The organism is Sorangium sp. So ce295 (assembly GCF_051527405.1).
Lineage (GTDB): Bacteria > Myxococcota_A > Polyangia > Polyangiales > Polyangiaceae > Sorangium > Sorangium cellulosum_B.
Window position 1 is genome coordinate 13,139,881 of record NZ_CP150324.1, and the last position, 12,171, is coordinate 13,152,051.

At 71.3% G+C, this 12,171-nt stretch carries 12 protein-coding genes; 5 read left to right on the plus strand and 7 right to left on the minus strand.

Annotation, left to right across the window (positions count from 1 at the left end; translation table 11 throughout):
- Positions 1 to 47: 47 nt before the first annotated feature.
- The 4 genes from WMF11_RS49660 to WMF11_RS49675 form a co-directional block, all read right to left on the minus strand.
- Positions 48 to 1,214 (minus strand): hypothetical protein, encoded by a 1,167-nt coding sequence (locus tag WMF11_RS49660; RefSeq protein WP_437975757.1) that lies wholly within the window; start codon positions 1,212 to 1,214, stop codon positions 48 to 50.
- A 158-nt stretch (positions 1,215 to 1,372) separates the two neighbouring features.
- The gene (locus WMF11_RS49665; RefSeq protein ID WP_437906047.1) at positions 1,373 to 2,296 is read right to left on the minus strand and encodes a nucleoside hydrolase; all 924 of its coding nucleotides are present in this window, start codon (positions 2,294 to 2,296) and stop codon (positions 1,373 to 1,375) included.
- 230 nt (positions 2,297 to 2,526) lie between these two features.
- Positions 2,527 to 3,588 (minus strand): hypothetical protein, encoded by a 1,062-nt coding sequence (locus WMF11_RS49670; RefSeq protein WP_437975758.1) that lies wholly within the window; start codon positions 3,586 to 3,588, stop codon positions 2,527 to 2,529.
- Between the two features lie 394 nt (positions 3,589 to 3,982).
- Positions 3,983 to 4,561 (minus strand): hypothetical protein, encoded by a 579-nt coding sequence (locus tag WMF11_RS49675; RefSeq protein ID WP_437975759.1) that lies wholly within the window; start codon positions 4,559 to 4,561, stop codon positions 3,983 to 3,985.
- 301 nt (positions 4,562 to 4,862) lie between these two features.
- Between WMF11_RS49675 and WMF11_RS49680 the strand changes: the two genes are divergently transcribed.
- A complete protein-coding gene (locus tag WMF11_RS49680; protein WP_437975760.1) occupies positions 4,863 to 5,375 on the plus strand; it encodes a hypothetical protein in 513 nt (170 codons plus the stop codon).
- Positions 5,372 to 6,346 (plus strand): metallophosphoesterase family protein, encoded by a 975-nt coding sequence (locus tag WMF11_RS49685; protein ID WP_437975761.1) that lies wholly within the window; start codon positions 5,372 to 5,374, stop codon positions 6,344 to 6,346. The genes WMF11_RS49680 and WMF11_RS49685 overlap by 4 nt, the downstream gene beginning before the upstream one ends.
- A gap of 182 nt (positions 6,347 to 6,528) precedes the next feature.
- Here WMF11_RS49685 and WMF11_RS49690 read toward each other — a convergent pair whose 3' ends face one another.
- Positions 6,529 to 7,641, minus strand: a complete 1,113-nt coding sequence (locus WMF11_RS49690; RefSeq protein WP_437975762.1) for a hypothetical protein — start codon at positions 7,639 to 7,641, stop codon at positions 6,529 to 6,531.
- Between the two features lie 351 nt (positions 7,642 to 7,992).
- Between WMF11_RS49690 and WMF11_RS49695 the strand changes: the two genes are divergently transcribed.
- Positions 7,993 to 9,189, plus strand: a complete 1,197-nt coding sequence (locus tag WMF11_RS49695; RefSeq protein WP_437975763.1) for a glycosyltransferase — start codon at positions 7,993 to 7,995, stop codon at positions 9,187 to 9,189.
- Between the two features lie 34 nt (positions 9,190 to 9,223).
- On the opposite strand, the gene WMF11_RS49700 is transcribed toward WMF11_RS49695, so the two are convergent.
- Together WMF11_RS49700 and WMF11_RS49705 are read right to left on the minus strand one after the other, a co-directional pair.
- Positions 9,224 to 9,619: a type II toxin-antitoxin system death-on-curing family toxin gene (locus tag WMF11_RS49700; protein WP_437975764.1), complete on the minus strand. Its 396-nt coding sequence runs from the start codon at positions 9,617 to 9,619 to the stop codon at positions 9,224 to 9,226.
- A gap of 2 nt (positions 9,620 to 9,621) precedes the next feature.
- Positions 9,622 to 9,816: a DNA-binding protein gene (locus tag WMF11_RS49705; protein WP_437906052.1), complete on the minus strand. Its 195-nt coding sequence runs from the start codon at positions 9,814 to 9,816 to the stop codon at positions 9,622 to 9,624.
- Positions 9,817 to 10,374: 558 nt separating this feature from the next.
- Here WMF11_RS49705 and WMF11_RS49710 point away from each other — a divergent pair.
- The gene (locus WMF11_RS49710) at positions 10,375 to 10,689 is read left to right on the plus strand and encodes a hypothetical protein (protein WP_437906053.1); all 315 of its coding nucleotides are present in this window, start codon (positions 10,375 to 10,377) and stop codon (positions 10,687 to 10,689) included.
- Positions 10,690 to 10,849: 160 nt separating this feature from the next.
- Positions 10,850 to 12,058 (plus strand): winged helix-turn-helix domain-containing protein, encoded by a 1,209-nt coding sequence (locus WMF11_RS49715; RefSeq protein ID WP_437975765.1) that lies wholly within the window; start codon positions 10,850 to 10,852, stop codon positions 12,056 to 12,058.
- The last annotated feature ends 113 nt before the right edge of the window (positions 12,059 to 12,171 follow it).

Here is a 12,171-nt window from a genome sequence, read left to right on the forward strand (position 1 = left end):
AGGCTTCGCGCCGCGCCGGGCCGACTGCGATGGTGCGTTGGGTCCGTTCAGCGGCGGTCGCGACGCCGCCGCGCGCGGCTCGCGAGGGACAGCGCGAGCCCGATCGCGGGCAGCGCCCAGCCGGACGAGGCGCCGCTGCCCGCGCCGACCGAGCAGCCGACTCTGACGTGATCGCCATCCGGGTCCTCCGGAGAGTCACCGCCACCACCCGCCCCGGATCCGCCCGAGCCGCCGGCACCCGTATCGGGGGCCTCGCAGGAGCTCACGTCGTTGTCGGCGCAGAGGTGGGGGGCCTCTTCGCAGAACGCCGCCCTCGCGCTGCACCAGGCCTCCTCGAAGCCCTGGGGCGGAGAAGAGCACGCCCCGATGTTCGCGGCGATCTGCGCCGGGTCGGCCGGGAAGACGCCCGTCGCGCCCGCGTCGCCGTGCGGAACGCAGGCGCGCTCCGTCTCGACCGTCGTGCCGTCGATGAGGCTCTTGTAGGTGATCTGGTAGCAGTACTCCGTGGCCGCGACGTCGTACGTATGGCTCGGGTTCCCGTCCCAGAACGTCTGCGTGTCGAGCTCCTTCCCGTCCGGGCTCGAGAAGGTGACGATTTGCACGTACTGGCGCACGCCGCTGTCTTCCTCCCCGGTCAGATCGAGGGAGACAGTGACATATCGCTCCACTTCCTCGGCCACGCAGCCCTCTAGCGGACCGCAGCTCCCTGGGCCCAGGTCGGCGACACAGCAGCTCGCCTCGCCGCGCCAGCGCTCCTGCACGGCGACCCAGGTCTCGACGGGGATGGCGCCCACGTCCATGTCGACAGCTGCGCTGGCCCGGGTCTCCCAGGGGACGGTGCCGCGCTGCTCTCCCTCGAGCGCGATCTGGTAGGTATGGCCTTCGACGAGCGGGGCCGCGGGGCGAAAGGCGAGCACGCTCTCTTGCTGGCCGGCGACCACCTCGGCGATCTCGGCGACCTCCTCCAGGGTGCCGCTGATGGCCTCGCCCGTGATCTTGTCCGTCACCAGGAGCACGGGCGCGCTCTCCGGACAGTTGGAATAGCAGCTGAGCCGGACCACGATGACCCCGTCGAGCGGCATGGCGCGCGAGGCGTCGTACACATAGCGCCCGTCCGGCACAGGCGTGCAGGCGGAGCTCGGACGGGAGATGCAGAGAGCGCCCAGGCTTCCCATGACGGCGAGCGTCAACGCGGTGAAGCGAGAATAGTGCATTGAAGTTCCTCCTCGATGACCCGACTCGGGTCAGCTTTGCGGGGGCGTGTGCAGATACCATGCCGATGGCGACTCGCGCGACCGCCGCGAGGTCCTCGCGGGCACCCGCGCGCGTCGCGGATATGACCGCGATGTCAACCTGTGCCAGCCGCCCTGTGTCACCTCGCCCATTGGGAGAAGAGATATCCGTAGAATTGCTCGAGATCCACCTGGTCGAGCGCCTGCACCGGGCGGCCGCCGGGCACGACCCTGGTGCGCCCTTGCGACGGGCCCGCGGTGACGATCTCCGTCTCCCAGGCGCGGAGGGTGAACATCTCCGGCTTGCCGAGGTACGAGGTCGTCAGCACGTCCCACGCGAAGTAGTCCTGGTGGCCGGCGAGCGCGTAGCAGGTGCCCGCGAGGTCGGAGAGGGGGTATCGGCGCTGGCGGGACAGGCGGCGGAGGAACGCCTGGGTGACGGGGACGAGGTTCGTGATGTCCAGCGGACAGAGGGTGATCGGGATGGCGGTCTTCCAGATGCGGTCGGCGGCGATCGGGTCCCAGTAGACGTTCCACTCGGCGGAGCCGTCCTGCCCGCTCTCGAAGGCCGTCTGCACGTTCCCGTGCACGTTGAGCGCGCCGCCCATCCAGACGATCTCGCGGATGTTCCTCTCGATGTGAGGATCGATGTCGAGCGCGGCGGCGACGGTCGTGAGCGGCCCGGTCACGAGGAGCGTCACGGGCTCGGGGACGGCGCGCAGGGCGCTCGCCATGAAGGCCTGGCCGGCCTCGGGGACGCGCCGGGTGAGGATCTCCTCGCGCTCGTTCAGCACGGGGATCTTGTCGATGCAGAAGGCGTCGCGCCGGAAGATGGGCGGAAACGGGTTGAGCCCGCGGACGGTGCTCTCGGCGACGGGCACGTCGTGACGGCCCACCAGATCGAGGATCTTGCGCGTGGCGCTGACGGCGGGCTCGATGTAGCAGTCGGCAGGGGTGACGACGACGCCGAGGACATCGACGTGATCCATCGTCAACAGGAGCAGCATCGCGAGGTAGTCATCGACGCCGCCGTCGTGATCCAGGAGAACGCGCGTTCGTGCCATGAAGAGCTCCTTGCGGGCGCGGAGGGGTGGGTCGCGCGCCAGCGATCCCGGCGGGGATCTGGCGCGCGGCGAGGAGGAGAATTTCAACGCAAAGGCGCAAGGACGCAAGGGCGCAAGAAGGCATGGAATTGCATGTCCGTCGCTGCTGCATCCACTTCGCGGAGCGCGCCGACTGCGCTCGACGCACGTCGCGTTGCGCCGGGTCGACTGCGACGGTACGCCTGGACCGGTCAGCGGCGATCGCGACGCCGCCGCGCGCGGCTCGCGAGGGACAGCGCGAGCCCGATGGCGGGCAGCGTCCAGCCCGACGAGGCGCCGCGGCCCGCGCTGCCCGCGCTGACCGAGCAGCCGGCGCTGTCGTGCTCGCCATCCGGGTCGTCCGGAGTGGCCGCGCCACCGCCCGCCCCAGATCCCCCCGAGCCACCGGCACCCATCCCGTAGTCCTCGCAGGAGCTCACGTCATCGTCGGCGCAGCGGTCGGGGTACACTTCGCAGTACGCCGGTCTCGCGCTGCACCAGGCCTCCTCGAAGCCCTCGGGCGGAGAAGGGCACTCGTCGATGAGCACATCGATCTCCGTGGGGTCGGCCGGGAAGACGGCCGTCTCGCCCGCGTCGCCGTGCGGAACGCAGGTGCGCTCCTTCTCGACGGTCGTGCCGTCGATGAGGCTCCTGTACGTGATCTGGTAGCAGTACTCCGTGGCCGCGACGTCGTACGCGTGGCTCGGGAGCTCGTTCCAGACCGTATTCTTGCCGAGCTCCTCGCCGTCCGGACTCGAGAAGGTGACGATTTGCACATACTGGCTCACGCCGTCGTTCACCCCCCTGCTCACACTGACGAAGAGGGTGACGTAACGCTCCATTTCCTCCGCCACGCAGTTCTCCTGAGGACCGCAGCTTCCCGGGAGCTTATCGACGGCGCAGCAGCTCGTCTTGCCGTGCCAGCGCTCTTGCACGAGGACGCTGCTCTGGACAGGGATGGCGCCCACGTCCATGTCGACAGCGGCGCTGGCGTAGATCTCCAGGATGCCGGCGCTGACGTCCTGACCCTCGAGCGCGATCTGGTAGGTGTGGCCGTCGACGAGCGGCACCGCGGGGCGAAATGCGAGCAAGCTCTCGCGCTCGCCGGCGATAACGCCGCCGACGGCGACGTCGGCGACCTCCTCTTGGGTGCCGCTGACGGCCTCGCCCGTGTCCTTGTCCTTCACCAGAAGCTTGGGCGCGCTCTCCGGACAGTTGGTGTAGCAACTGACCCAGCCCGCGATGACCCCGTCGAGCGGGATGATGCCGGACACCCCGGATAAGAAGCGCCCGTCCGACGCAAGCGTGCAGGCAGAGCTTGGACGGGAGATACCGAGAGCGCCAAGGCCTCCCAGGACGGCGAGAGTCAACGCGGTGAAACGAGCATAAGGCATCGAAGTTCCTCCTCGAGCGACCCGGCGCGGGTCAGCTCCGCACAGGCGCGTACAGACGCTGCGCCGGTGTGCAGATACCGTGCCGATCGCGACTCGCCTGACCGCCGCGAGGTTCTCGTGGGTCCCGCCCGTGTCGCGCATGACCGTGGTGTCACCCTGTGCCGGCAGTCCTGCGCGCGCTGTAGGACGCGCGAGCGCTGGGCCGGCGCGGAGAGGGCCTTGGAGAAGCCATGTAGAGCGCTCATCGTCAGGTGATCGTTCCGCGCCGCGCGGCTCAGCCCGGGTGCTGCTGCAGGCGGTGCAGGTGGTGCTCCTCGCCGTTCAAGGTCAGCACCGCCATGAACCCGCCACGCGCGAGCTCCTTCTCGATCCTGAACTCGTGTGTTCCCTGGGGGACGGCGGTGTCGGCGACGCGCGCGACCTCCGGCTCCAGGGCGCCGCCGGGGTAGCTGTAGATGTCGAGGCGCAGCGTGCAGGCGCGCGCGATCGTCGCGCGGGCGACGAAGGCGTCATCGGCCTCCGTCACCGAGAAGGCGCTCCCGAGCTCGCCCTCGACGGAAGATCTCCTGAGCGCCCAGGCGATCTGCTGGCTGGCGATCGGGGCGTACACGTCCAGCACCATGACGTCCTTGTTCTGCTCCTTGAAGCGCGCGTGGAGGCGCGCCCGGGTGGCGGCGTCCACGCCGCCGCCGATCGTGACGAGGTCGAAGTCGCCGGCGTGGAACTCCGTGTCCGGCGATGCGCTCAAGGTGCCGACAGCCGAGTGCCCCTGCTTGTTCAGCGCTGCCACACTCCGCTCGAGGATATCTGCCCTCTTGCCGATGACGAGGATCCTGGTCGTTCTCGTTGCCATGCCCTCTCCTCCTTGGCGATCTGCCGCCGCGCCCTGCTGGAACGCTTTCACGTGGCGTTCCAGCCATTCGTCGAACGTCCGGCCCCTGCGACCGAGGAGCTGCTCGATGGCGGGCCGCGCCCGAAGAGCAGCGTGCAACGGAGCCTCCCGCATGTCGGATCCCACGCCAATGTGTTGGAATATCTCTGCTCGTTTGTCGCCGGTCCGTCGTGCGCTTCCGAGCGGGGAGCGCTCTGTAGGCCGAGATCGATCGCCCGGCAAGCTTGTCGCGATCGCCCCCGCTCGTCGTATCGTGGGCGTCGTGCGGCCTAACCCACCCGCCTCGCCCTCCCGTCTTCGTGAGTACCTGGCCATCCTCGCTGGCGCGCTGGCCGCGGGCGCCTGTGGCGCGCTCTTCGATCAGGTCACCGCCACGATCTCTCCCGAGTATTTCCTCGACGGCAAGGGCCTCGCCGCGTCGAGCTTGCCGTTCCGGCTCGCGGTCGCGTGGACGGGGTTCCGGGGAGGTCTGCCGCTCGGCGCCCTCGTCGCGGGCGTGGGCCTCCTCCGTGCCGCGCGCAGCGACCGGTTCTCGTGGCGCGCCTGGCTGGTCAGGATGATGGCGGCGCTCGCCGCGGCGCTCGCGCTCTGCCCGGCCGTCATGGCGGCGCTCGACCCGTTCGGCGTGCGCGAGGCGAGCCTCGGTGTGTGGTCCCGCGGCGCCGCCACGAGATACCTCGTCTGCTGGGGGCTCCATGCAGGCGCATACCTCGGCGTCCTCGTCGGCGTCTTTCTGGGGGGCCGACCCGCCCTTCGCCGATCGCAAGGGCCGTGAGCAGGCGGGTCCTCCCGGCCGCGCTGCTCGCCGCCGCGAGCGCACTGCTCGCCGCGTGCGCGCCGCTCCCCGCGCCGCGCCGCTTCGCGGGGAGCCTCGATGTGCCGCTCCCGACCACGAGCGGCCGCATCGCCGTCATCGCCGATCTGCAGCGCACCTCGTACCTGGAGTTCTGGCGCGAGTCGAACGATCCCGAGCGCGCTGCGCTGGTGCAGGCGCTCGCCGCCGCTCGCCCCGACGCCGTGTTCGTGATCGGCGATCTGGTGTTCGACGGCGGCTCGGCGCGGCACTGGTCCGATTTCGACGCCCTGATGGCGCCGGTGCGCGCCGCCGGGATCCCGGTGTTCGCGGCGTTCGGCAACCATGAGTACTGGGGCGGCCGCGACGGCGCGCGCCACCTCCTCGCGCGTTTCCCGCACCTCGGCGGGCGCCACTGGTACGAGGTCGCCTATGGCCCCATCCGCGTCGTGGTCCTCGACAGCAACATCGACGAGCTCACCCCCGCGGCGTGGGACGCCCAGATCCGATGGTACGAGGGCGCGCTACGCCGCCTCGACGCCGATCCCTCGGCGCGCGCGGCGCTGGTGCTCGCGCACCATCCGCCCTACACGAACAGCACGGTGACGGGCGACGAGCCCCACGTGCAGCGCCACATCGTCCCGCCCTTCCACGGCTCCCGGAAGGCGCTGGCGCTGATCAGCGGTCACGTGCACAACCACGAGCGCTTCCAGCGCGGCGCGAAGCTGTTCATCGTGGCTGGCGGAGGCGGCGGCCCACGGGCCGCGCTCGCTCGGGGCGCGGCCCGCCGCCACCCCGACGATCTCGCCCGCGGGGCGGCGCTCCGCCCATTTCATTTTCTGTTGATCGCGCCCGCCCCGGAGGGCCTCGCCGTCGAGGTCCATGGGCTCCCCAGGGGCGGCAGAGAGGCCGCCGCGCTCGACCATTTCATGATTCCCTGGCCGGCGCGCTAGCTCTACTGCGCGAAGTTGCCCCCGATCAGCAGAATAACCGCCAGGCCGCCGAGGACGCCAAGGGGAGAGGGGGAAGGGGGCCGTCCCGGCATTCCCCCCTGTTCCCCGGGTTTCTTGGCGCCCTTGGCGGTCTGGCGGTTCGCTTCCCCGGCCGACTTGCCGCAGTAGAGCTATGGCCCGTGCTACGCGGCGACGCCGAGGGTGCCGATCTCCTCGAACTCGCGGATCATCCGAGCGAGCCCGCCCTCGTCGACGCGGAGGCCGAGCGCCGCCGCGGCGTGGACGAGGAGCCTCCGCTCCCGCAGCGACGCGACCTTGTCCACGGCCGCCGCGATCTCGAGCGCGCGCAGCAGCGGGGCGCGCGCGCCCTCCGGCACGCCGCGGAGGCGCTCGATCCAGGTGATGTCGTCGGCGAGGCGCTCGTTCAGGCCAGCGCGCGCCGGGGCCGGCAGCCGCCGCAGCACGGCCGCGAGCAGCGCGGACTCTTCCGGCGTGAGGCGGCCGTCGGCGGTGAAGATGAACCAGAGCCCGTCGAACAGCCGATCGAGGTGCGGGCGCAGCGTCTCGTCGCAGAGCGCCTCGTCGAGCGCGCGCCGGTAACGCAGGTATCGACGCGCGGTATCCCCGAGGCGCCGCGTGACTACCCAGCTCGTGATCGACGACGAGGCGACCGAGAGCACGGGCACCAGGTTGCGCGCCACGCTCTCGCCGGCGAGCCGCGCCGCGAGCTGCTTCGCCACATCCGAGCCGCGCCCGCGCGCCGAGCGCACGAGCACGCCCGCTGGATCGTCCGTGTCCTGGGGGTGCTCCACGACGCCGAACGCGAGGGCGAGCAGCGCCCACACGTCGGCCGGCTCGTCCGGATCGAACCGGAGCCCGAAGAGATCCGCGAGCTCGCAGAGCATCTGCACGTGCAGGAGCAGCCGGAGCACCGTCTCACCGCCGATCGCGAGCATGGCCGCAGGGATGGCGACGAGCCCGCCGAGCCCGTTGGTCTCGGCCGTGGCCACCGCCGCGCCGGTCGAGAGCGCCCCGGTCGCGCCGCCCGCGAGCGCCGAGCGGATGCAGGCGCGCCGGATGACCGCGCGCGCGTCGGTCGACTCCGTCACGCCGGTCGACGCCGCGATGCTCGCGGGGCGAGGCCGCCGGTTGTAGCGGCGCACCGCGCGGGACAAGAGCTCCTCGAGCCACGCATCGACAGGGCGCCCGCCCACGCCTGCTTCGCTCGTCGCCTCGCTCAGCGGGAGCGCCGCGGCCCCCGCTGCGTCACCAGGATGCGCAGCCTCGTCGCCCATGGACCAGGGCGGTACAAGATGCATTCCGCGCCCCGCGTGCGCCGAGGCCGAGCCCGCTCGCAGCCCTGCGGAGATCGGCTATCGCCTTGGTCGGGCGTACAAGGATTCACCTGCTCCCTCGCCGAGGAGGAGAGCACCTTCCGCTCACACGGCTCGACGAGCCGACTCAGCTCCAGGAGGCTCCGGCCGTCTGGGCCTGAACGGATGATCCGTGGTATGGGCGTCTCGCCCTGCCTCCCGTCTCAGCATGTATACCGGAACTCTGGCGTTGATACGATGAAAAAACGCGTCTCCGGTGCCATCGTCGCCTCCGTCATCCACGCGGTCCGCGTGGTGGAAGGGAGAGAGACGATGCGGGTATTGCTGACGGGAGTGGGGACTCGCGGTGACGTGCAACCCGTGGTGGCCTTGGCCGTCGAGATGCGGCGTCGGGGGCACCATGTGAGGTTGTGCGTCCCGCCGAACTTCATCGGCTTGGTGGGCGGCATGGGCTTCACGGCGACCCCGATCGGAATCGCGATGCGGCAACCGAGCGGGGCCGCCGCGCCGGCCGCCCCGCCGACGCCGGAGCAGGTCCGCGCGCTGGTCGATCACCTCGCGAGAGACCAGTTCGACGCGACCGCGTCGGCCGCCGAGGGATGCGACGTGATCGTGGCCGGCGGAGCGCACCAGTACGCCGCGCGGTCCATCGCGGAGCGGCTGGGCATCCCGTCCGTGGTCGCCCTGTACGCGCCGGTGGCCCTGCCGTCGCCGGACCACGCGCCCGGCGGGGAGCCCGGGGGCGACCCGGAATCGAACCTCCGGCGCTGGCAGGACGAATCGCGGAGCTGGAACGAGCGCCTCCTCGAGCGGCTCAACGCCAACCGAGAGCGCCTCGGCCTGGGTCCGCTGAGCGACGTCTTCAGCCACGTCCTGGGCAAGGCGCCGTGGCTCGCGGTGGACTCGGTCCTTGGGCCGCTGCCGGCGACGCCCGGCCTTCAGGTCACGCAGACGGGAGCCTGGCTCCTCCCCGACCAGGCGCCGCTCGTCCCCGAGCTGGAAGCGTTCCTCGCCGCCGGCGAGCCGCCCGTCTACATCGGCTTTGGCAGCATGCCTGTCGACCCGCAGACGGGCCGTGTCGTCATCGAGGCCGTGCGGGCGGCGGGGCGCCGGGTCGTGCTGTCGCAGGGGTGGGCCGAGCTCGGTCTCGTCGACGACGCCCCCGACGGCATCGCGATCGGCGACGTCAACCAGCAGGCCCTGTTCCCGAGGGTCGCCGCGGTGGTGCACCACGGCGGGGCGGGCACGACCACGACGGCGGCGCGCGCGGGCGTCCCGCAGGTGATCGTCCCGATGTTCGCCGATCAGCCCTACTGGGCGTCGCGCGTCCGGGCGCTCGGGCTCGGGACGTCCGTGGCCCGTGGTGCGCTGAGCGCGGAGTCCCTTCTGGCCGCGCTGGAGGGCGCCCTCGACCACGGGGTCGCCGCCCGCGCGGCCGCGAGCGCGGGCGCCGTGGCGGTGGATGGAACGGCCGTCGCCGCCGACCTCATCGAGCGGGCCTCCGCGTGAAGCTCGGGTGATCGCCGCGTGCGTCTGGCCGTGGTTAGACGGAGGGCTCCCGCCGCCGGACATGCTGTTCGAGCCAGGCGAGGAGCTCGTCTCGTGAGAGCGCGCCGGAAGCAAGCGAGAGCATGATGCGCTCTTGATCATCGACGTGGGCATCGAGGGAGCAGCCGTTCAGCATCACGAAGACTTCCATCGCCGCATGACCGACACGCTTGTTACCGTCGATGAACGGGTGGCCTTGCACGAGCGAGAAGCAGAGAGTTGCTGCCTTGGCGATCACGGTAGGATAGAGCTCCTCACCTCCGAAGGTCGCCTTCGGCTGGGCCACAGCAGCCTCGACGGCGCGGAGGTCGCGAACGCCTGCGGCGCCACCGCTCGCCGCAAGAACCCGCTCGTGGAGGAAGAAGACCTCCGCCAAGGTCAAGTAGCGCACGGTCAGGCGAGCCGCCTGTACAGCTCTGCGTTCTTCACGAGGACAACCTCGGCTGCAGCGCGAAACTCGTCGTCCGGCGTCGTCAGCAGATCCGCCACGGCGGCCCGCGCCAGCTCTTCCGGCTGCAAGCCGAGGCTCTTTGCGCGTTCCTGGAGGCGGTCGGCTTGCGCGGGCGACAGGTCGATGGCGAGCTTCATGGGACGAAGTGTACCTCGGGCGACCCTGGCTCGTCACCCGGTATACGGGTGGCCGGCGAGCGATGAGTCCAGGCGGAGAAAGGCGGTTCCATCCGTCCCAAGAGCGCAGCGGCCGATGGAGGGTTGAGGCTGGAGAGAGGAAGATTCCGGAGCGCTCGGGAGTAACGGCGTGCCATGCGAAGCCGCTCCACGCCGGGTCGTCAGAGACGCCCCGGCGCCACGCGACGGCCGCCCGACCCGGGGCGCCCCCGTCCGGGTCCGGTGGCCGCGCTTCGTCAGCAGTTTTCGTCGGCGACACGCCGCCCCTGCGCGAAAGAGAGCACGAACGACCGGAGGATGAGCTTCCGTGAAACCACGCGCCCGCTGCCGCGTAGAGGTGGCATCTCCTCGCCGCCAACGCCGAAAGCAGCGCCCTACGGGGCGCTCGCGGGCGTACCGCTCACCGCTGCGGCGCGGGGAGACGCCTTTCTGTTGGCGCTTCTGCCCGCAGCGGGCTGTGCTCGGCCGGCGCCCCTGGCGCCTTCACGTGGGCCACGAGGCCCGAAAGAGACAATGACCATGAAGACGATCCGATTCGCGCTCTGCTCTCTCCCCCTCATGCTCGCCGCCTTTGCCGTCACCGCGACCTCGGCGGCCGAGACCGGCCCGACCTCCGCCGCGAGCGGCGTGCAGCTCGAGTCCACCGCCGTGGACGCCTCGGCGGACCTCGGCGGCGCTGCGGACGATGCGGCGTGCTCCGGTGGTGACGTGACCGGCGCCGACGACACCTCTCTGATGAGCACCGCCGCGCGCTCCGATCGCCCCAATGCCCCTGGCCTGAAGCTGTGCTGCGGAACGGCGGGGGACTACGGGGTCATCTGCTGGCGCTGCTGAGCGGGCGCCGGACGTTAGCTGTTGGCCGCGGTGCGCTGGCGCGCGATCGACCCGATCTCGCGCCAGCGCCCGGCCAGGGATCAGATGTCCGGAGGTCGATGATCTGTTGCCAAGTGAGCAGGGCCAGCTAGGGTGCGGCCTCGACGGACGGAAGGCGCGGATGAAGGACACCCTGTCGGCGGCGGAGGCCCGGCGCATCGCGCTGGCGGCGCAGGGCTTCCGGGCGGAGCGACCCGGGCCGGCGACGACGAAGCAGCAGTTGACCCGGCTGATCGAGCGGCTGGGCGTGGTGCAGATCGACAGCGTCAACGTCGTCTCGCGCACCCATTACCTGCCGGCCTTCTCGCGGCTGGGGGCCTATCCGCGGCCGATGCTCGAGGCGCTCGCGTGGGCGAGCAAGCGGCCGCTGTTCGAGTACTGGGCGCACGAGGCGTCGCTGCTGCCGCTCGCCACCCAGCCGCTGCTGCGCTGGCGGATGGCCGACGCGCGCGACGGGGCGGGCGTCTGGAAGGGTGTGGCGCGCTTTCTGCGCGAGCATCGGCCGATGGCGGACCAGGCGCTGGAGCAGATCCGCGAGCGCGGGCCGCTGGCCGCCTCCGAGCTCGAGATCGGCAAGAAGGGGCCGGGCGGCTGGTGGGGCTGGAGCGACGCCAAGCGGGCGGCCGAGTGCCTGTTCTGGAGCGGCGAGCTGACGACCGCCACCCGGCGGGGGACCTTCGAGAGGGTGTATGACCTGCCGGAGAAGGTCCTGCCCAGGGCGGTGATCGAGGCGCCGACGCCCGCGCGCGAGGACGCCCAGCGCGCGTTGATCCGCATCGCCGCCCGGGCCCTAGGCGTGGCGACCGAGCGGGACCTGCGGGACCATTTCCGCATGGGGGTCGCCGAGACGAAGGCGCGGGTCACCGAGCTCGTTGAGGCCGGTGAGCTGATCCCCGTGGGCGTGAAGGGCTGGCGGGAGCCGGCCTTCCTCGATCCCGCCGCCCGGCGGCCGCGGCGGATCGAGGCCTGCGCCCTCCTCTCGCCCTTCGACAACCTGATCTGGTTCCGCGAGCGCACCGAGCGGATGTTCGGCGTGCGGGTGCGGCTCGAGATCTACACCCCCGCGGAGAAGCGGACCCACGGTTACTACGTGCTGCCGTTCCTCGAGGGCGACGCGATCACCGCGCGGGTGGACCTGAAGGCCGATCGCAAGGCGGGCGTGCTGCTCGTGCAGGCAAGCCACGGCGAGCCCTTGGCGGGCGCGCAGACGCCGGAGCGGCTGGCAGGCGAGCTGCGGACCATGGCCGCGTGGCTGGGGCTGGAGCGCGTGCGGGTGGAGCCGAAAGGCGACCTGGCCAAGCGGCTGGTTGGGGCCCTGTCGGGCAGATAGCCACGAACAACACGCTGCGTGTAGCCAGGCGCCCAGCGGGCGAGCGTCACACGTCTCTCCAGGTGGGTCGGGTCGCCGCCGGAGATTGCTTCAAGGCTCGCGGAAGTATCGCG